Consider the following 18,667-nt stretch of genomic DNA (forward strand, 5'->3'; position numbering starts at 1 on the left):
ATACCTTCATGTCCAAAGTCTGGTTGATCAGCGGCAGTGCCAGTGGCCTGGGCCGTAATATTGCCGAAGCGGTACTCAGCGGCGGTGACCGTTTGCTGGCCACGGCCCGGGATCCGCAACGTCTGGATGATCTGGTGCAGCGCTATGGCGAGCAGATTCGCACCTTCGAGCTGGACGTCACCGACCCGCAGGCCGCCAAGGCTGCGGTAAAGGCGGCCGTCGATGCTTTCGGCCGCCTGGATGTACTGGTCAATAACGCCGGTTACGGGCATATGCAGGCCTTCGAGCAGACCGACGAAGCCGCCTTCCGCCTGGAATTCGAGACCAACTTCTTCGGTGTGGTCAATCTCAGCCGCGCGGCCGTTCCGGTCATGCGCCAGCAGCGCGCCGGGCACATCATTCAGATTTCCTCGGTGGGCGGGCGCATGGGCATGCCGGGCTTGAGTGCTTATCAATCGGCGAAATTCGCCGTGGGCGGCTTCTCCGATGTACTGGCAGCCGAACTCAAGCCACTGGGCGTGCAGGTCACCACCCTGGAGCCGGGCGGCATGCGCACCAATTGGGCGGTGCGTGCCCGTGGCCATGATGAGCCGGTCATGGCCGACTATCAGCCAAGCGTCGGTGCCTTACAGGAGGTGTTACGCAGTATCGCGGGTCAGGAAAACAGCGATCCGGATCGCGTGGCCCAGGTCGTCCTGAAGATCGCCGATCACGCACAACCGCCGCTGCGCCTGCTGCTGGGCAGTGATGCCTTGCAGTACCTGACGCCGGTAGAAGAAGCACGTACCACTGCGGCCGAGCGCTGGAAAGCAGTGACCACCTTCACGGATATCAGCGCCACGGCACTGGTGCCCGAGTTGCCGGCGGCATAACAAAACTGTGGGCTGTTGGACCGGCTTTGGCCGGGAAGGCGCATTAGTGATCGAAAAGATGCAGCGGATGTTCCGCCCCTTTCCCGGCTAAAGCCGGTCCCACAGGACTTCATCAATTCAGACAGTTATTGGAACATTCCCATGAAAATCCTGTTATTCGGCGCCACCGGCATGGTTGGCCAGGGTGTCTTGCATGAATGCCTGAAAGCGGCGGATGTGGAGCGGGTCATAACGGTCGGTCGCACCCCCGTCGGTCAGTCGCACCTCAAACTCGAGGACGTCGTGCAGGCGGATCTATACGACTACAGCACTCTTGAAGAACGCCTGCGCGGTATCGATGCCTGCTTCTTTTGCCTGGGGGTCAGTTCTCTGGGCATGAGCGAGAGCGCTTATAGCCGCGTGACATACGACATCACCGTGGCAGCGGCACAGACCCTGTCACGGCTCAATCCGCAGATGACTTTCGTGTTTATCTCGGGCGCGGGCACCGACAGCAGCGAACAGGGTCGCAGCATGTGGGCGCGGGTCAAGGGCAAGGCGGAAAATGCCCTGCTGCGCCTGCCTTTCAAGGCGGTGTACCTGTTCCGTCCCGGCGCAATCAAGCCGCTGCACGGGCAAAAGTCCAAGACGCCGATGTACCGTCTGATCATCAGTGTCTTTGGACCTTTGTTCTCGCTGTTGCATTGGCTGCTGCCGAACACCGTACTGAGCACAGGGGTGATCGGCCAGGCCATGCTCAATGTGGTGCGACGCGGCGCACCGCAGCAGGTGATGTATGCCAGGGATATCAACGCTGCCGCCCATTGATATCCCTGTGGCAGAACATCACTTTTTCAGCGCGTCGTAGGCTTCAAGCGCATGCAGGGAGTAGATATAGGCGGCACCGGCATTCAGGGAAATCGCCGTGGCCAGGGCAGCCGCTACTTCTTCACGGGTGGCACCAGCCTTGATCGCAGCCTCGGAATGGGCACCGATACAACCGTCGCAGCGGGTAGTGATAGCCACGGCCAGGGAGATCAACTCCCGGGTCTTGGCATCCAGCACATTGTTTTCCGCAGCGGCTTCGCTGAGTGCGCCATAGGCGGCAACCATTTTCGGATTCGACTTGGCGAGTGCGCCAAAGGATTTTTTGATGGTAAGAACCAGATCGGACCAGTTGCTGAACATGAGGGTATCTCCAGAAAGTTAGACTGCATCGACAACACACACAGTGTCCGTCGACGGCGCTTGTCGAACTTTCGCAATACGCTCAACTTCTTGTCCGAAACTCGCAAATGCAGATCGCCGGCGGCTTATTCACTCTAGTCGACACGGCTTCATCAGGAACTGACGGTTGTTTTTGTGGGAGCGAATTCATTCGCGAAAGCGGTATTTCAGGCGACAGAGATGTGCCGACTGTACCGCCCTATTCGCGAATGAATTCGCTCCCACAGAATTCACGTCCTCTGTTCGCGCCTACTGAGTCTCACCCACCTCAGTCTCAGGCAATCAGCCCAGCGCCGCCACCACCATGATTTCCACCAACACCTCCGGCTTGGCCAGGTCGGCCTGTACAGTGGCGCGGGCCGGGGCGCCGCCTTCGGGGAGCCAGGCGTCCCAGATTTCGTTCATTGAGGCGAAGTCTCGGTCGATGTCCTTGAGCCAGATCTGCGCGCTGAGCAGTTGCCCCTTGTTGCTGCCCGCCTCGGCCAGCAGGGCATCGATCTTGGCCAGTACCTGCCGGGTCTGCTCCTTGACCGGCAGGCTCAGGTCGTTCGGCACCTGGCCCGCCAGGTACACCACGCCAGCGTGAATCACGGCGCCGGACATACGGGCATTGCTTTGCAGACGTTGAATCTTGGACATGGGTGCTACTCCTTGAAATGAGGGTCGATCAGCCGCACCAGGCGCTGCGCGCTGCCAAAGGCCAGGGTCAGCCCCAGGGCGCCCTGGCCGCTGTTGATGTAGAGATTGTCACAACCGCTGACCTCCAATACCGGGCGACCGGTCGGGGTCGCCGGGCGCCAGCCGGTCCAGGGTTGGCAATCTTCGACGCGCCAGCCTGCACCGAACAGCGCCCGAGTGGAAGCCCGCAATTGCTCGATACGCGCGGGCGGGATCGAGGCATCGAGGCCGGTCAGCTCGACCATGCCCGCCACCCGCAGGCGCGAACCAATGCGGGCGAACACGGTTTTGCGGCGCATATCGGTGACACTGACGACAGGCGCCGTCACATTGTCATCGATCGGCAGGGTAATGCTGTAGCCCTTGAGAGGGTAAACCGGGATGCGCGTGCCGACCTGAGCCAGCAGCCGCGTACTAAGGGCGCCTGCCGCCAGCACAAAGACATCGGCTTCGATGCGGCGCGGCCCTTCGCTGACGTGCTCCACCGCCAAGGCCCGAACCCGTCGATTGTCGCGGACGATGGCCTGCACCTTGGTGTCGAAACACAGCGTCACGCCCTGCTCTGCCAATAAACGCGCCAGCTCCTGACACAGCTTGCGGCTGTCCACCGAACACTCGCCGGGGGTATGAATCGCGCCATGGAATTGACCGGCATAGCCTGCCAGGGCCGGTTCAACGGCCAGGGTCTCGGCCGGACTCAGGACCTGTTGCCGGGCACCATGGGCGGCCTGGAATTTCACCTGTTCACCAGCCTTGTGCAAGCCTTCGGCGTCTGGATACAGCACCAGTTTTCCGGTGCGGGCAAAGTCGCAATTGACTTGCTGCTCGGCCATGAAGGCATCGACGGCCCGACGGCTTTCTTGCGCCAGTTGCAGCAGCTCCACCGTGGTCTCGCGGGAGGTCGAGGTGCGACAGGCGGCGAGAAATTCCATGCACCAGCGCCATTGCTCGACACTCCACTGCGGGGCGAATTTCAGCGGTCCGCTCCGGTCCAGCAACAGCCCCGGAATGCCTGGCAGCAAGGACGGATCGGCCAATGGCTGCACATAGCTGTAACTCAACTGCGCACCATTGCCCGCACTGGCGCCCATGCCCGGCCCCGCCGCCTGATCGATCACCGTGACCCGGTGCCCGGCCTTGTGCAGGAACCAGGCGCTGCTCAGCCCGACGATGCCCGCACCCACCACACAAATATCCATTACGCCACATCCTTATCCGCCAGGTCCCAACCCGCAGGCCGTTGCCGATGCCAGTCGCTGACCTGTTGATAGGCATGGCCGATGCGCAGGATCAGCGGCTCGGCAAAGGCGCGACCGACGATCTGCATCGACACTGGCATGTGCTGTTCATCGAAACCAATGGGCAGCGCCACCGAGCACAGGTTCAACAGATTGGCGAAGCGCCCGAGCAAGGCCAGGGGCGTACCGTATTCATCCACCTGCGCCAAAGGCACGCTGCCGATGGCGTTGGTCGGGAACACACAGGCGTCGATATTGAGCATGGCATCTTCCATGGCCTGACGAGCGGCGCGGCGCTGGTTGTGCAGCTTGATATAAGCGGCGGCGTCGATGGCCTTGCCGCTCAGTACCCGCCGCTGCACATGGGGGTCGAAGCGCAGGCCCTCACGCTCGAACAGGCCGCCCAGGTTGGCATAGCCCTCGGCACTCATCAGCCCGCCCGCCACGCCCATACAGTAGTCCAGAGACGACGGCAGGGGCTGCTCGACCAGTTGCATACCCAACGCCGCCAACTGCTTGAGGCCTTTATCGTAGGCCACCAGTACACCAGGGGCGATCTGTGCGCGTTCGGCCTCGGGCAGCACCCACAGGCGCAGCCCGGCCACCGGTCTGTTCAGCCCGGCACTGGCACTGACCACCGGTGCCCGGGCTGATACCGCATCCAGCGGGTCCGGCCCCGCCAGAGCATCGAGCATCCAGGCGGCGTCTTCAACGGTATGGGTGATCGGCCCTACGGTATCCAGTGACGGGCACAGTTCAATCAGGCCATGGCGGCTGATCAGGCCGCGAGTCGTCTTCAGGCCGACCAGACCGCACATGCCCGCCGGAATCCGCACCGAGCCCCCGGTATCGGTGCCCAGCGCGGCGCTGGCCAGGCCGCTGGCCACCGCCACCGCCGAGCCGCTGCTGGAGCCCCCCGGCGCGCGATGGACATTGCGGTCCCAAGGGTTCCACGGCGTGCCCATCACCGCATTGGTGCCCCAGCCGCCAAAGGCGAATTCCACGGTGTGGGTCTTACCAAGCACAATTGCTCCGGCCTGTTCCAGACGCCGCACGGCGGTGGCGGTCAGGCTGGAAATACGCGGTGCCTCGGCCAGGGAGCCACCGGTAATGGCCTGGCCGTCGATTTCGAACAGATCCTTGATCGCCACCGGCACCCCGTGCAGCGGCCCCAGGCTGATCCCGGCGGCGCGCTGGCGGTCGGCGGCGATTGCGGCAGCCAGGGCGCGTGTGGCATAGGTCTCGACATAGGCATTGAGCTGGCTGTCGAAACGCTCGATACGCGCCAGTTGTGCCCGCACCAGCGCCTCACTGTTCAGGGCGCCGCTGGCCAGGGCCTGTTGCAACTGGCCGATGCTATAGGAGGTGATGTGATCCAGGTGGCTCATGAGTGACCTCGAAGGGTTTTGCGGCCCCGTGAGAAGCGCTTTTCCAAAGCGCGGGACAGCAAGGACAGAGGGAACGCGATAACGAAATAGAACAGCCCGACCAACAGGAAGATGTGCATCGGCAGAAAGCTTTCCGAGGCGATGGCCTTGGCCGCCAGCATCAGCTCATCGGTGGCGATCAGGGCGCACAGGGAACTGTCCTTGAGGATCGACACATAGGCATTGAGCAACGGCGGCAGCATGCCGCGAATGGCCTGGGGCAGAATCACCGCAGTGAACGCCTGCAAGGGTGTCAGCCCGGTGGCAATGGCCGCTTCGCGCTGGCCACGGTGCAAGGCATCCAGGCCGCCGCGCAGGATCTCCGCGATATAGGCCGCCCCTTGCAGGCCCAGACCCAGGGCACCGGCCCAGTAGCCGGACAGGGTCAGGCCCAGGCTCGGCAAGGCGAAGTACAGCGCCAGCAGCAAGGCCAGCAGCGGCACGGCGCGCATGGCCTGAATGAAGAACACCGCGCAGCGCTTGAGCAAGGCACTGGAGCTTTTCATCGCCCAGGCCAACAACGAACCGAGCAGCGCCGCCAGGACGAAACCGGTCAGGGACAGTTCGGCGCTGACTTGCGCGCCCTGCCACAGCCGTGCGCTCCAGTCGCTCCAGTACTCCGGGTACTGCATGAAGAAACTGATCATCGCGGCGCCCCCCAGTGACGTTCAAGGCGGATGAAAGCCAAACCGATGGGCACGATCATAGCGGCGTAGATACACATCACCGCCAGATAGATCAGCGAGGTCTGGAAGGTCGAGGTCACCAGATTCCGGGCCAGGAACATGATCTCCGGTACGGCAATGGCCGAGGCGATGGAGGTGTCCTTGATCAGTTGCGTGACGTAATTGGCAAACGCCGGCAACGCCGCGCGCAGGGCCTGGGGCAGCAGCACGTAACGCAGGATCTGCCCGTGACCAAGCCCCACCGCCAGCCCGGCCTCATGCTGGCCGACATGCAGGGCTTGCAGCCCGGCGCGAAAGATATCGGCCAGCACCGCACTGCCCACCAGGCTCAGCCCGACAATCGCCGCCAGCCAGGCCGGCAGATTGATGCCCAGGTACGACAGGCCAAAATAGATGAGAAACAGATGGGCCAGGGCCGGGACGTTGCGCATCCATTCGATAAAGCAGGCGATCAGGCCGTGGACGATGCGCGAGCGGCTGAACGTCATGCTGATGGCCAGCAGCAAGCCGCCGACACTGGCCAGAACCAGCGTACACAAGGCAATTTCCAGTGCCGTCAGCGCGCCCTTGAGCAGCAACGGCAACAGGCCGAGAAAGATTTGCAGGTTGGCCATCAAGCACTCTCCAGGGCCACGCGCCCGAGAAAGCTGCGGGTGCGTTCATGCTGGGGATGATCAATGACCTGCACCGAAGGGCCCTGTTCGACGATATGACCACCGTCCATAAAGATCACCCGGTCGGCCACGTCACGGGCAAAGCGCACCTCGTGGGTAACCATGATCATGCTGCGGCCCTCCTCGGCCAGCTCGCGAATCACCGCCAGCACTTCACCAACCAGCTCCGGATCGAGGGCCGAGGTCGGCTCGTCGAACAGGATAACTTTCGGTTGTTGCGCCAGCGCCCTGGCAATCGCCACACGCTGTTGCTGACCGCCGGACAGTTGCTCGGGAAAAGCATCGGCCTTGTGCCGCAAATGGACCTTTTCCAGCATCGCTTCGGCCAGTTCATACGCCTGCTTGCGCGGCATGCCCTGGGCCTTGATCGGGCCAAGGGCGACGTTGTCCCGCACGTTCAGGTGCGGCCACAGATAGAACAGCTGGAAGACCATGGCGATTTCGCGACGCTGCGGAGCCATTTCGCGATCGCTCAACAGGCGACTGCGCTGGCCGTTCCTGACCTGGCCGATCAACTCTTCACCGAGCCAGATTTCCCCGGCCGTGGGCTTTTCCAGATAGTTGATGCACCGCAGGCAAGTGGACTTGCCTGATCCGCTGGGGCCGATCAGGGACAGGGTTTCGCCGGGTTTCAAGTCCAGACTGATACCCTTGAGGACCTCCAGGTCGCCATAGTTCTTGTGCAGTTCGTGCACGCGCAGCAAGGACGGTTCGGGCGGGATCGACATCTTGGCTCACCTCTTTTTATAAATTCGAATTCATCGATAACCCCGTAGGAGCTGCCGAAGGCTGCGAAAGCGGTATGTCAGGAAAACCATTCGCAGCCTTCGGCAGCTCCTACAGAGGAACCTCACCGATTCAATGGCTTACTTACAGCCCGGCAACGTCCAGTCCGCAGGACGATCAACGCCAAGGCGCAGATCCTTGCCGTCTGGCACATACCAGACGTCCTGGGTCAGGCCGTAGCGGGCGCCGATCTTGCGCATCTCGCAGGCTTTCCACATGGCCTGGATCTGTTCGTTGACCGCTGCCACCAGGGCCGGGTTGGCCTTGTTGAAGCCGAACACCACCTGACCGAGGCCCGTCAGCAGCGGGAAATCCGGGTTGTTATCGGTAAAGGCGTTGAAGCGCAGGTGCCATTGTTCGTTGCGGGAGATGGCATACTGCATGACCGGTGGATCGCCGATCACCGCGTCTATACGTCCAGACAGCAGGTCACGTACGGCGGCGTCCGAGGTGTCGTAGAGGGAAACCGTCAAGCCCTGGATCTTGCGCATTTCGGGGATAAAGGAGAAACCGGTGATGGTCCCGACCTTCTTGCCTTCCAGGTCCTTGAGGCTGTGCCAGTCGGTCTTGTCAGTCTGGGTGATCCCATTCTTGAAGTAGTGGATCGGATCGCTCAGGGCCATGATTTTCGAGCGCTGCTCGGTCCAGCCCATGGTGCCGGCCATGACATCGACGCGCCTGGCCTGCACCGAAGCGATGGTTCCGGACCATTCCATCAACGCCGGTTTGACTTTGAGCCCCAGTTTTTCGGAAATTTGTTGAAGGATCTCGCCATCATAGCCAACCATCTTGCTATCTTGATAACCGGTACCCGGCATATCGCCACTAAAGGCAATGGTCAGGCTGCCCGGTTCCACGGTTTCCACCGCAAAAGCGGGGAGCGACGCCAGCACAGACACCAGTAAACCGGCGCATAAACCACTGAAACCTAGTACAGGGGACTTTTTCATGAACCGCTCCTCGATCATTTCTTATGGACAACAGGACGTTTGGCAGTGGCCCCATCGTAGTAGGATCGCTGGCATTAACGGTTGGACGGTTTGCACGAATGATTGAACATTTGCGACATCCGCAAGGCGCACCGGAAAAGCTCGTCGCCCAGCTGGATCAGGACCGCCCTGGCGGCAGCGGCCAGCGCAAGGGCGGCAGCGAACTGTCCATCGGTATCCTGCTGTGGCCGCGCTTTCCCCTGCTGTCGTTGTCCGGCCTGACCGACGCCCTGCGCCATGCCGCCGATATTGGTGATCAGAGCCGGCCGATCCGCTGCCAGTGGAAGGTGCTGGGCACACCGGGCCAACGCGTGCCGTCCAGCAGCGGCCTGGACGTGCCGGTGGACAGTGACCTGACCCAGCCGGAGCGTTTCGATTACATCGCGGTGATTGGCGGCCTGATGGATACGCTGGATCAGGTACCCAAAAGCTATATCGCCTTTTTGCATCAGGCGGTCGCGGCCAAAGTGCCGCTGATCGGCCTGTGCACCGGCAGCTTCGTATTAGCCCGAAATGGATTGATGGAAGGACGCACGGCTTGCGTGCATGCCTATCATGGCGATGACTGGAAACAGCGTTTCCCCAACCTGCGTTTCGTCACCAACAGCGACTTTCTGATCGACAAGGATCGCATCACCTGCGCCGGGGGCATTTCCGTGCTGGAACTGGCGATTCACCTGATCGGCCTGCACTGCGGACCAGACCGGGCGGGCAAGGTGGTACACCAGATGACCGTGGCCAAGAACACCTCCAGCAGCTTCGTCGACCGGCGCAAAGCCCTGGGCTACGCCAGTTCATCCAACCGCCGCCTGCACGAGGCGGTGATGCTCATGGAGAAGCACATGGCCGAGCCTCTGGAGATCGAGGCCATTGCGCAATTGGTCGGCACCAGCAAGCGCCAGCTGGAACGGATCTTCGTGGTGGAAACCCGCAATACCCCGGCGCAGTTCTACCGCCAGGTGCGCCTGCGGTTCGGCCGCTGGCTGCTGGTAAGTTCGGACCGGCAGATCGGCGAAATCGCCTTCGAATGCGGCTTTGCCGACGCGCCGCATTTCATTCGCCAGTTCCAGAGCGCCTTTGGCTTGTCGCCCGGCAAGTTGCGCCGGGCGTTGGAGAAGGATGAGTTGGCGGATCTTTTGTAAACCACACCTGAAGCAGGGAGAAGACGAGCCTACAGCAACCCGTTGCGGGGGCGAATTCATTGACTCTGTCTGCATTAAGTGTTGCGTATGAGGTATCGCGAATTATGTGGGAGCGGATTCATCCGCGAAAAATGTCGTGATTGTGCACACTTCTTCGCGGATAAATCCGCTCCCACAACATCTACGCCTCATCAGAACAGATGGCGGTGCAGCAGCCTGAATCGGTCAGGTAAATCGCTGGCCGCAGCACCTGACGCAGACAGAGCGAATTCATTCGCGAAGAGGCCGGTACATCCAATCGATATTCGTCGCCTGGAATGCCGCTTTCGCGAATGAATTCGCTCCCACATTATTCTCTCGCACACTATCTGTTTACTGCAGTTCACCTGATTTCATGAGCCCAATTTGGCCAACAACTTCTTGGTCAAGCGCTGACGGTTCTGATATCCCGCCCACGGATCGCCCTTGAGCCCCCGCAAACGCTCCTGCAGATTGCCCACATGCCACTGCCCCGCCGAGCGTAACCCGGGCAGTTCGTCCCGACTGATCGGCACCGACACCGGTAACCCAGGACGCGCACGTGCGGAATAAGCGACCACGGTACTGGCACCACGGGTATTGCGCAGGTAGTCGATGAAGATCTTGCCGATGCGGTTTTTCGGCCCTGATGTGGCGGTGAAGCGCTCCGGTAACTGGCGGGTCATGAATTCGGCGATGGCCTTGGCGAAGCCCTTCACGGTGTCCCAGTCGGCCTGCCGGGCCAGGGGCACGATAATGTGCATGCCTTTGCCGCCACTGGTCTTGAGAAAGGATTGCAGGCCCAGTTCATCCAGCACCGCCAGCACCATCTGCGTAGCTTCGATCATGCTGCGCCATGGCAGGTCGGGATCGGGGTCCAGGTCGAGGACCATCTGATCCGGAGTTTCGATCTTGTCATGGGTAGCGCCCCAGGTGTGCAACTCGATGGTGCCCATCTGCGCCGCACCGACCAGGGCCTGCACGCTGTCAACCTCCATCAGCCGGGCATGTCCGGGATCCAGGCCCGGATCCAGTTGCTTGATATGGGGGATCGCCAGGCGCTCGGAATGCTTCTGGAAAAACTGCTCCCCGCCAACCCCTTCCGGGCAACGCAGCAGTGCCACCGGGCGCTGATCGAGAAACGGCAGGATCCAGTCGGCAATGGCTTCATAGAACTGCGCCAGCTCAACCTTCTGCACGCCGCTTTCCTTATCGATCACCCGGTCGGGATGGCTGATATCGACGCCCGCCACCCTGACCTTGCCCTTGGCCACAGGCCTGGCGGCGGGGGCGGTCTTGGCGTTGGTCGGGTTGGCTGCAGCCACTTTGACTTTGGGCTTGGCGCGGGATGGCCGTTCGTGGCTCACCTGGTTGACCGGTTTGTCGCTGCGCAGGCCGATAAACACCGCGTGGCGAATAATATTGTCCTGGGTCCACTGGGCGAACTCCGCCTCGCAGATCAACTTGGGCTCGATCCAGTGCACGCCCTTGCTCTGGGCCGCAGTGAGTTTGCTGGACAAGGGCGAAGAATCGCGCTGCAACGGTTGCATCTGCTCGAACAGCTGCTTGAGGGTGGTTTCGCTGAAGCCGGTACCGACCCGCCCGGCATACACCAGTTCGTCTTGCGCGTCATCGTCATTTACCGCCAGCAATAGCGCACCAAAACCACTGCGGCTGCCTTGGGGCTGGGTGTAGCCGATGATCACGAACTCCTGACGCAGACGGCATTTGAGCTTGATCCAGTCCGGGCTGCGCCGGGACTGGTAGACGCTGCCCGGGCGCTTGCCGATCACCCCCTCCAGCCCCATGGCGCTGGCGCTCTCGACGATGTCCTGATGCCCGGCGCGGAAGGTATCGGAGAAGCGCAACAAGCGGCTGCGTTGGTGATCGAGTAACTTCTTCAGGGCATCGCGGCGCTGTTCCAGCGGGGTTTCGCGCAGGTCCTGACCGCTGAGAAACGGCAGGTCGAACAGGTAGTAGACAATGTCCTTGCTGCGGCCGATATCCAGGGCATTTTGCAGCCCCTGGAAATCCGGCAGGCCGTCGTCATTGAGCAGGACCATCTCGCCATCGAGCCAGGTGTCCTCCAGGCCCATGGCCGCCAGCGCCTTGACTTGCATGGGCAGGCGGTCGGTCCAGTCATTGCCGTTGCGACTGAACACCCGCACTTCCTTGCCTTTGATACGGGTCAGCAGCCGATAGCCGTCGAATTTTATTTCATAGAGCCAGTCATCCCCGGCGGGTTCGTCCATCAGCGTGGCCAGTTGCGGTGCAAGGGTTTCCGGCACGGCGCTGGCTTTCTTCTTTGTCGGCGCAGCAGCCTTGGGCTTGGGTTTGGGTTTGGGTTTGGAGACTTTGGCGTTTTTCGGTTTGCCCTTGCCTTCTCCGACCAGCGCGCCACTGATCACGCTTTGCGGTTGCTCGACGAGGATGTCGTATTCGTCCCCGGGTCGGGCCACTTCGTCTTTCTCTTTGATCAGCAGCCACTGCTCCTTGTCGCCGCTGCCTTTGAGATGAGTGCGCACCAATGCCCACTCGCCGCTGAGCTTTTCGCCGATCAGGGTGAATTTGAGCTTGCCGGCCTTGTAGGTTTGCCGAGGGTCGCCGTGGGGCTGCCAGATACCACGATCCCAGACAATCACGTCGCCACCACCGTACTGGCCCTTGGGGATGCTACCCTCGAAACCGGCGTAACCCAGTGGATGATCTTCCACATGCACGGCCAGGCGCTTATTGGTGGGGTCCAGGCTCGGGCCTTTGGGCACCGCCCAACTCTTCAGAGTGCCGTCCAGCTCAAGGCGGAAGTCGTAGTGCAGATGGCTGGCATCGTGCTTTTGAATCACGAAGCTCAGCGACTTGTTCTTGCCCGCGCCCTTGGCCGGGGCTTCCGGCGGCTCGGAGGTGAGGGTGAAATTGCGTTTACGGGTGTACTCACTGTCAGTACCGGCCATGATCAGTTGCCTCCGTGCCTAGGATGCCTTGCGGGTTTTGCGTGAAGTCGCAGCAGGTTTGGCCGGCGCCTTTTTCGCCTTGGCCTTGTTCGCTGCCGGTGCCTTTTTAACGCCCGCCTTGCCCGCCAGGCTGCGTTTGAGCAATTCGGTAAGGTCGATGACATCGGCGCTTTTGCGCTCTTCTTCGCCACCCTCGGTTTCCACGTCCTCGATCTCGCCTTCCCGAGCCTTGGTCTCTACCAGTTCCTTGATCTTTTCCTGGAAGGTGTCGACGTAGTCCTCGGGCTGCCAGTCGGCGCTCATATCGGTCACCAGGCGTTTGGCCATGTCCCGCTCGCTTTTGCTCAGGGTCACTTCGGTCACCGCCTCGCTCAGTTCCAGGCTGTCGAGGGTGCGTACTTCGGCGGGCCAGCGCAGCATCACCAGAACCATGGCCGACTCCAGCGGCATCACTGCGGCCAGGTGCTGGCGGGTATGCAGGACGACATTGGCCAGCGCGACCTTTTTGGTATCCAGCAGGGTTTCACGCAGCAAGGCATAGACCTTCTCGCCGCGCTTGTCCGGGGTCAGGTAGTAGGGTGTGTCGATGTTCTGCAAGGGAATGTCCTTGCTGTCGACGAAGCCGAAGATATCGATGGTCTGGGTCGAGCGCGGGTGAGCCTTGCGAATTTCCTCCTCGCTGATGACCACATAGCGGCCCTTCTCATACTCCACGCCCTTGACGATATTGTCCTTGGTCACTTCCTTTCCCGTGGCCTTGTTGACCCGTTTGTAACCCACCGGGTCCATGCTGCGCTTGTCCAGCCAATCGAAATCCACACCCTGGCTCGACGTGGCCGACACCAGTGCCACGGGGATATGCACCAGACCGAAACTGATTGCGCCCTTCCAGATTGCCCGCGCCATTGCTGTACTCCCTTTGAGCTGTGTAAGGATGACAAGGCGCCGGGCAGCAAAGTTTCGGCCAAGGTGACGACGGGTGGTCAATGCATAAGCTAATAAGCACAAGGTATTTAAATAATATTTTTTAGAACTTTATGATCGATGGCACGACCCTCTGTCCATGAGCCCACCATGTCTAACGTCATTCGAACTATAAAAACCCGCCTGTTCAGCGCCGGGCTGCTCACCGCCCTGGCCTGCGCCATCGCCCTGCCGGTCCAGGCCCGTGAAACCCTGCGCATTGGCTACCAGAAATCTTCGACTCTGATCACCCTGCTCAAGGCCCAGGGCACTCTGGAAAAGACTCTGGGTGAGGATGGTATCGACGTCACCTGGCATGAGTTCGCCAGTGGCCTGCCGCTGCTGGAAGCGCTGAATATCGGCAATGTCGATATCAGTGCCGACGTGGCCGATACCGTGCCGATCTTCGCCCAGGCGGCCCAGGCAAAATTGACCTACTTTGCCGAAGAGTCGCCGTCCCCCAGCGCCCAGGCCATCGTCGTGCCCAAGGATTCGCCGATCCAGCAACTGGCGGATCTGAAGGGCAAGAAAGTTGCCGTGACCAAGGCGGCGGGCACCCATTACCTGCTGATCGCCGCCTTGACCAAGGCCGGGCTGAAGTTCACCGATATCCAGCCCGCCTACCTGTCACCCGCTGACGGTCGGGCGGCATTCGAGAACAACAAGGTCGATGCCTGGGTCACCTGGGAACCCTTCCTGACCAGCGTGCAGCGCCAGTTGCCAACCCGCACCCTCGCCGATGGCACGGGGCTGGCCAGCTACAAGCGCTATTACCTGACCAGCAATGACTACGCGAAGGCTCATCCGCAGGTGTTGAAGCGCGTGTATGAACAGCTGCATCAGGCAGGCGCCTGGATCAAGGCCAACCCCAAAGACGCCGCCCAGGTGCTGGGGCCGTTGTGGGGCAACCTTGACGTGGCCACAGTCGAAGCTGCCAACGCCCATCGCAGTTATCAGGTCGAACCGGTCAAGGCTGATCAGTTGGGCGAACAGCAGAAGATCGCCGATGCGTTCTTTGAGGCGGGGCTGCTGCCCAAGGCAGTGGATGCCAAGGACGTGCAGATCTGGAAGCCGTAACAACGAGTAAGCGAACAACCTGTGGGAGCGAACTCATTCGCGAAGAGGCTGCTCTGGCTTTACAGCAAACATAGAATCTCCCACAGTAGCGCGTGCATATCGTCGGATCTGTGGGAGCGGATTCATCCGCGAAGGGGCCAGTACATCCAACACATTAGCGGCGTCCGAAATAAAGCTTTCGCGAATGAATTCGCTCACACAAGGACCATCAACCCTCGACCTTATCCAGAGTGCGCAGCTTCTGCGGCAACGCCCACAGCAGCAAAGCCGCAGCCACCAGACTGGCAATACCGATCACATAAAGCGCCGGCGTGGTGCTGCCGGTCAGGTCCTTGATACTGCCGACCATCACCGGGCTGACAATCCCGCCGAACTGACCCAGGGTATTGATCACCGCAATCCCGCCCGCCGCGCCTGCACCTGCGCCGGCCAACAGTTTTGGCGGCAAGGCCCAGAAGGCCGGGATGGAAGCGACGATACCGGTGCCCATCAGGGCCAGGGCAACGATCAGAAAGGTCGTGTGCTGGGCAAAGATCCCGGCGCTGAAGAAGCCGATCGCACCGATCACCACCAGACCACAGACAAACTTGCGTCGTTCGCCGCTGGCATCGGACAGGCGCCCGACCACTACCATGCTGATCGCCCCACAGATATAGGGCACGGCGGTGAGCAGGCCGATGATGACCGGGCTTTCGGTACCAGCGCTACGAATCAGCTGCGGCGCCCAGAAGTTCAGGCCGTAGGACGCCACCTGAATAAGGAAGTAGATCAGCCCCAGCATCAGGAAGCCCGGCAGTTTCAGTGCGGCCAACAGCGAGCCACCCTTGTGTGGTTCATGACGGGCGATGCGGCTGGCCAGGTAGGTTTTCTCCTCGCTGGTCAACCAATGGGCGTCGCTGACCTTGTCTTTCAATACCAGCAGCACCAACAGACCAAGCCCTACACACGGCACGCCGCCGAGCAGAAACAGCCAGTGCCAGCCGCGCATGTTCATCACCCCATCCAGATGCCCCAGCACCAGCCCGGACAAAGGCGCACCGACCAGACCGGCAAAAGCCGAGGCCAGGAACAGCATGGAAGTGATGCGGCCGCGATAGTGCTGCGGGAACCACAGCGTCAGGTAATACAGCACGCCGGGGGCAAAACCGGCTTCCATCGCGCCGATAATGAAACGCAGGCCGTAGAACTGCCATTCGCTGTTGACGAACACCATCAAGGCCGTGGCCACGCCCCAGGACATCATGATCCGGGCAATCCAGCGCCGCGCGCCGACCTTGTACAGCATCATGTTGCTGGGCACTTCGAACAGCACATAACCGACCACAAACAATCCGGCGCCCAGGCCGTAGGCGGTGTCGCTCAGACTCAGGTCAGCCTGCAACTGGAACTTGGCGAAGCTGATATTGATCCGGTCGAAGAAGGCAAACAGATAACAGATCATGATCAGCGGCATCAGTCGCCAGGCGACTTTGCTGATCAGGGCTTTTTCGGCACTTATGACTTGTGCGGGAGTGCTGTCCGCGGTTAATGCAGAGATGGTCATTGCGTGGTCTCCAGACGGACTTCCCGAGGGGGTCCGATTGTTTTTGTTGTCTGGGTTGCAGGGATAATCTCGCTCCTATCAAACACAACGTGTCTGAATTGGAATGAGATTTCGTAGGAGCTGCCGAAGGCTGCGAATCGGGCCTACCTGACATACCGCTTTCGCAGCCTGCGGCAGCTCCTACAGATCCGTGTTGGGTGTTCTACATAGGGTTAATTCATGCAACCGAAACCGGCGCCGGATGCAGATCGCAGTTACGCCCGGCCTTGGCCACCTGCCCCGGCATTTCGTGGCCAAGCAGCGCTGGCAATCGACGGGACATCGCCAGCAGATGGGGCAGATCGATTCCGGTAGGAATGCCCATCTCCTCGCACATGTTCACCAGGTCCTCGGTGCAGATATTTCCCGACGCGCCGGGGGCGAACGGACAACCGCCGAGGCCGCCCAATGACGCATCAAAACGCCGCGCACCGGCCTCATAAGCGGCCAGCACATTGCTCAGGCCCAGGCCACGGGTGTTGTGGAAATGCAGGGTCAGTTGCGACGCTGACACCTGGCTCAACACGCGCTGCACCAGTTGATAGACCTGGCGCGGATTGGCCATGCCGGTGGTGTCGGCGAGGCTGATGCCGTCAACGCCGAGTTCCTGGTAGGCATCGACGATCTGCATCACCCGGTCTTCGCTGATCCTGCCTTCGAAGGGGCAACCGAAGGTGGTGGCGATGGAGGCGTTCAAGCTCAGAGTCGTGTCACGGGCCACAGCGACGACATCGCCAAATGCGGTCAGAGACTGTTCGCAGGGCATGCGCATATTGGCCAGGTTATGGGTCTGGCTGGCGGACATCACCAAGTTCAATTCATCGGCCCCGGCAGCAATGGCCCGTTCGGCGCCCTTGAGGTTAGGGATAAGCGCAACGTAGATCACCCCTGGCTGGCGCTGGATGCCGCGAAACACTTCGTCACCATCACGCAGGGCCGGAATGGCCTTGGGCGAGACGAACGAACCGGCTTCAATGCGGGAAAATCCGGCCAGGGACAATTGATCGATCAAGGCGATCTTGTCGGCAGTTTCGACCCATTTGGGCTCGATCTGCAGACCGTCCCGTGGCGCGACTTCCTGGACGATAAGACGTTGGGAAAAGTCATTGATCATTGCACCACCCCTGCACGTTTCAGACGTTCGATATCGCCCTGGGTCAGGCCCAGGCCATTGAGCACACTGTCGGTGTGCTGACCCAGACTCGGCCCCTGCCAGTTGATCTGGCCCGGCGTTTCGGACAGCTTGGGCACGATGCCCGGCATCTTCACTGCGGCACCGCCGGGCAACTGTGCATCGAGCAGCATGTCCCGAGCCTGGTAGTGCGGGTCGGCGACGATATCGGCCACCGAATAGATGCGTCCGGCCGGCACTTGCGCCTGTTCCAGAGCCTGCAATACGACGTCGATGGGCTGGCTGGAAGTCCAGTCAGCGATGGCCTGGTCCAACAGATCGCTCTGCCGGGCACGACCGTCGTTATGAGCGAACTCAGGGTTATCGCCCAGATCGTCGCGACCGATGACCTGCATCAGACGCTTGAAGATCGGGTCGCTATTGCCAGCAATCACCACATAGGCGCCATCGGCGGTAGGATAGGTGTTGGACGGCGCGATACCCGGCAAGGCGCCGCCGCTGCGCTCACGCACATGGCCGAGCATGTCGTATTCAGGGATCAGGCTTTCCATCAGGTTGAACACGCTTTCGGCCAGGGACACATCGACAATCTGCCCGTCGCCCTGGCCGGTCTTGACCCGCAGCAGGGACATCAATGCGCCCATCACCGCGTGCATGGACGCCAGAGAATCGCCAAGGCTGACGCCCACCCGTGCCGGCGGCGAACCGGGTGTGCCGGTGGTGTAGCGGATGCCGCCCATGGCCTCACCAATGGCACCAAAGCCCGGCCGATCACGGTAAGGACCGGTCTGGCCGTAGCCGGAGATGCGTACCAGGGTCAGCTTGGGGTTAATGGCGTGCAGCACGTCCCAGCCCAGGCCGAGTTTTTCCAGGGCACCGGGGCGCAGGTTCTCGATCAGCACATCGGCGCTTTCGGCCAGTTGCTTGACGATGGCGATGCCTTCGGCGGACTTGAGGTTCAGGGCCAGGGATTTTTTATTGCGCGATTGCAGGTACCACCAGAGGGACGTGCCCTCGTGGAGTTTTCGCCATTTACGAAGAGGATCGCCCTGCCCGATCGATTCGATCTTGATCACCTCGGCACCGAACTCACCCAGCAGGCGGGCAGCAAAAGGCGCTGCAATCAGGGTGCCGATCTCGATCACGCGGATACCACTCAGGGGCGCCGTCATCTTCTGTACCTCATGTTTCTTGGAATTTGGGCCAAGACTAGAGGAACAGCGTCGGGCAAAGCCAACCGTCAGTT

The 18,667-nt window shown here is 61.1% G+C and carries 17 protein-coding genes; 4 read left to right on the forward strand and 13 right to left on the reverse strand.

Going from position 1 to position 18,667, the window contains the following annotated elements; genetic code table 11:
• Positions 1 to 8: 8 nt before the first annotated feature.
• Positions 9 to 872, forward strand: a complete 864-nt coding sequence (locus ACCD02_RS20225; RefSeq protein WP_413305601.1) for an oxidoreductase — start codon at positions 9 to 11, stop codon at positions 870 to 872.
• A gap of 141 nt (positions 873 to 1,013) precedes the next feature.
• On the forward strand, positions 1,014 to 1,679 hold the full coding sequence (locus tag ACCD02_RS20230) for an NAD(P)H-binding protein (protein WP_413305603.1): 666 nt from the start codon (positions 1,014 to 1,016) through the stop codon (positions 1,677 to 1,679).
• An 18-nt stretch (positions 1,680 to 1,697) separates the two neighbouring features.
• Here ACCD02_RS20230 and ACCD02_RS20235 read toward each other — a convergent pair whose 3' ends face one another.
• The 8 genes from ACCD02_RS20235 to ACCD02_RS20270 form a co-directional block, all read right to left on the reverse strand.
• On the reverse strand, positions 1,698 to 2,039 hold the full coding sequence (locus tag ACCD02_RS20235) for a carboxymuconolactone decarboxylase family protein (RefSeq protein WP_413305605.1): 342 nt from the start codon (positions 2,037 to 2,039) through the stop codon (positions 1,698 to 1,700).
• 321 nt (positions 2,040 to 2,360) lie between these two features.
• Positions 2,361 to 2,717, reverse strand: a complete 357-nt coding sequence (locus tag ACCD02_RS20240) for a RidA family protein (protein WP_413305608.1) — start codon at positions 2,715 to 2,717, stop codon at positions 2,361 to 2,363.
• 5 nt (positions 2,718 to 2,722) lie between these two features.
• Positions 2,723 to 3,955 (reverse strand): D-amino acid dehydrogenase, encoded by a 1,233-nt coding sequence (locus tag ACCD02_RS20245; protein ID WP_413305610.1) that lies wholly within the window; start codon positions 3,953 to 3,955, stop codon positions 2,723 to 2,725.
• Positions 3,955 to 5,382 (reverse strand): amidase, encoded by a 1,428-nt coding sequence (locus tag ACCD02_RS20250; protein ID WP_413305613.1) that lies wholly within the window; start codon positions 5,380 to 5,382, stop codon positions 3,955 to 3,957. Before ACCD02_RS20250 ends, ACCD02_RS20245 begins: the two co-directional genes overlap by 1 nt.
• A complete protein-coding gene (locus ACCD02_RS20255) occupies positions 5,379 to 6,068 on the reverse strand; it encodes an amino acid ABC transporter permease (protein WP_413305616.1) in 690 nt (229 codons plus the stop codon). The genes ACCD02_RS20250 and ACCD02_RS20255 overlap by 4 nt, the downstream gene beginning before the upstream one ends.
• On the reverse strand, positions 6,065 to 6,721 hold the full coding sequence (locus ACCD02_RS20260) for an amino acid ABC transporter permease (protein ID WP_413305618.1): 657 nt from the start codon (positions 6,719 to 6,721) through the stop codon (positions 6,065 to 6,067). Before ACCD02_RS20260 ends, ACCD02_RS20255 begins: the two co-directional genes overlap by 4 nt.
• Complete coding sequence (locus tag ACCD02_RS20265; protein WP_413305621.1) at positions 6,721 to 7,509, reverse strand: amino acid ABC transporter ATP-binding protein; 789 nt, start codon at positions 7,507 to 7,509, stop codon at positions 6,721 to 6,723. Before ACCD02_RS20265 ends, ACCD02_RS20260 begins: the two co-directional genes overlap by 1 nt.
• Positions 7,510 to 7,647: 138 nt before the next feature.
• On the reverse strand, positions 7,648 to 8,517 hold the full coding sequence (locus tag ACCD02_RS20270; protein WP_413305624.1) for a substrate-binding periplasmic protein: 870 nt from the start codon (positions 8,515 to 8,517) through the stop codon (positions 7,648 to 7,650).
• Positions 8,518 to 8,615: 98 nt separating this feature from the next.
• On the opposite strand from ACCD02_RS20270, the gene ACCD02_RS20275 reads away from it, so the two are divergent.
• On the forward strand, positions 8,616 to 9,698 hold the full coding sequence (locus ACCD02_RS20275) for a GlxA family transcriptional regulator (protein ID WP_413305627.1): 1,083 nt from the start codon (positions 8,616 to 8,618) through the stop codon (positions 9,696 to 9,698).
• A gap of 392 nt (positions 9,699 to 10,090) precedes the next feature.
• Here the strand turns inward: ACCD02_RS20275 and ligD are convergent, their stop codons facing one another.
• Together ligD and ACCD02_RS20285 are read right to left on the reverse strand one after the other, a co-directional pair.
• The gene (gene ligD, locus ACCD02_RS20280) at positions 10,091 to 12,667 is read right to left on the reverse strand and encodes a DNA ligase D (protein WP_413305629.1); all 2,577 of its coding nucleotides are present in this window, start codon (positions 12,665 to 12,667) and stop codon (positions 10,091 to 10,093) included.
• Positions 12,668 to 12,685: 18 nt separating this feature from the next.
• A complete protein-coding gene (locus ACCD02_RS20285) occupies positions 12,686 to 13,573 on the reverse strand; it encodes a Ku protein (RefSeq protein WP_413305632.1) in 888 nt (295 codons plus the stop codon).
• Positions 13,574 to 13,741: 168 nt separating this feature from the next.
• On the opposite strand from ACCD02_RS20285, the gene ACCD02_RS20290 reads away from it, so the two are divergent.
• Complete coding sequence (locus tag ACCD02_RS20290; RefSeq protein WP_413305635.1) at positions 13,742 to 14,707, forward strand: aliphatic sulfonate ABC transporter substrate-binding protein; 966 nt, start codon at positions 13,742 to 13,744, stop codon at positions 14,705 to 14,707.
• 208 nt (positions 14,708 to 14,915) lie between these two features.
• On the opposite strand, the gene ACCD02_RS20295 is transcribed toward ACCD02_RS20290, so the two are convergent.
• The 3 genes from ACCD02_RS20295 to ACCD02_RS20305 form a co-directional block, all read right to left on the reverse strand.
• On the reverse strand, positions 14,916 to 16,250 hold the full coding sequence (locus ACCD02_RS20295; RefSeq protein ID WP_413305638.1) for an MFS transporter: 1,335 nt from the start codon (positions 16,248 to 16,250) through the stop codon (positions 14,916 to 14,918).
• A 217-nt stretch (positions 16,251 to 16,467) separates the two neighbouring features.
• On the reverse strand, positions 16,468 to 17,403 hold the full coding sequence (locus ACCD02_RS20300; RefSeq protein ID WP_413305642.1) for a hydroxymethylglutaryl-CoA lyase: 936 nt from the start codon (positions 17,401 to 17,403) through the stop codon (positions 16,468 to 16,470).
• Positions 17,400 to 18,593, reverse strand: a complete 1,194-nt coding sequence (locus ACCD02_RS20305) for a CaiB/BaiF CoA transferase family protein (protein ID WP_413305644.1) — start codon at positions 18,591 to 18,593, stop codon at positions 17,400 to 17,402. The genes ACCD02_RS20300 and ACCD02_RS20305 overlap by 4 nt, the downstream gene beginning before the upstream one ends.
• Positions 18,594 to 18,667 lie beyond the last annotated feature (74 nt).

The sequence above is a fragment of the Pseudomonas sp. Pseusp88 genome, assembly GCF_047303955.1.
GTDB lineage: Bacteria > Pseudomonadota > Gammaproteobacteria > Pseudomonadales > Pseudomonadaceae > Aquipseudomonas.

What these genes read in the sequence shown, in the direction of transcription:
- ACCD02_RS20225 (WP_413305601.1), top strand. Translation starts at nt 9, where the DNA reads ATGTCCAAAGTCTGGTTGATCAGCGGCAGTGCCAGTGGCCTGGGCCGT.
- ACCD02_RS20230 (WP_413305603.1), top strand. Translation starts at nt 1,014, where the DNA reads ATGAAAATCCTGTTATTCGGCGCCACCGGCATGGTTGGCCAGGGTGTC.
- ACCD02_RS20235 (WP_413305605.1), bottom strand. Translation starts at nt 2,039, where the DNA reads ATGTTCAGCAACTGGTCCGATCTGGTTCTTACCATCAAAAAATCCTTT.
- ACCD02_RS20240 (WP_413305608.1), bottom strand. Translation starts at nt 2,717, where the DNA reads ATGTCCAAGATTCAACGTCTGCAAAGCAATGCCCGTATGTCCGGCGCC.
- ACCD02_RS20245 (WP_413305610.1), bottom strand. Translation starts at nt 3,955, where the DNA reads ATGGATATTTGTGTGGTGGGTGCGGGCATCGTCGGGCTGAGCAGCGCC.
- ACCD02_RS20250 (WP_413305613.1), bottom strand. Translation starts at nt 5,382, where the DNA reads ATGAGCCACCTGGATCACATCACCTCCTATAGCATCGGCCAGTTGCAA.
- ACCD02_RS20255 (WP_413305616.1), bottom strand. Translation starts at nt 6,068, where the DNA reads ATGATCAGTTTCTTCATGCAGTACCCGGAGTACTGGAGCGACTGGAGC.
- ACCD02_RS20260 (WP_413305618.1), bottom strand. Translation starts at nt 6,721, where the DNA reads ATGGCCAACCTGCAAATCTTTCTCGGCCTGTTGCCGTTGCTGCTCAAG.
- ACCD02_RS20265 (WP_413305621.1), bottom strand. Translation starts at nt 7,509, where the DNA reads ATGTCGATCCCGCCCGAACCGTCCTTGCTGCGCGTGCACGAACTGCAC.
- ACCD02_RS20270 (WP_413305624.1), bottom strand. Translation starts at nt 8,517, where the DNA reads ATGAAAAAGTCCCCTGTACTAGGTTTCAGTGGTTTATGCGCCGGTTTA.
- ACCD02_RS20275 (WP_413305627.1), top strand. Translation starts at nt 8,616, where the DNA reads ATGATTGAACATTTGCGACATCCGCAAGGCGCACCGGAAAAGCTCGTC.
- ligD (WP_413305629.1), bottom strand. Translation starts at nt 12,667, where the DNA reads ATGGCCGGTACTGACAGTGAGTACACCCGTAAACGCAATTTCACCCTC.
- ACCD02_RS20285 (WP_413305632.1), bottom strand. Translation starts at nt 13,573, where the DNA reads ATGGCGCGGGCAATCTGGAAGGGCGCAATCAGTTTCGGTCTGGTGCAT.
- ACCD02_RS20290 (WP_413305635.1), top strand. Translation starts at nt 13,742, where the DNA reads ATGTCTAACGTCATTCGAACTATAAAAACCCGCCTGTTCAGCGCCGGG.
- ACCD02_RS20295 (WP_413305638.1), bottom strand. Translation starts at nt 16,250, where the DNA reads ATGACCATCTCTGCATTAACCGCGGACAGCACTCCCGCACAAGTCATA.
- ACCD02_RS20300 (WP_413305642.1), bottom strand. Translation starts at nt 17,403, where the DNA reads ATGATCAATGACTTTTCCCAACGTCTTATCGTCCAGGAAGTCGCGCCA.
- ACCD02_RS20305 (WP_413305644.1), bottom strand. Translation starts at nt 18,593, where the DNA reads ATGACGGCGCCCCTGAGTGGTATCCGCGTGATCGAGATCGGCACCCTG.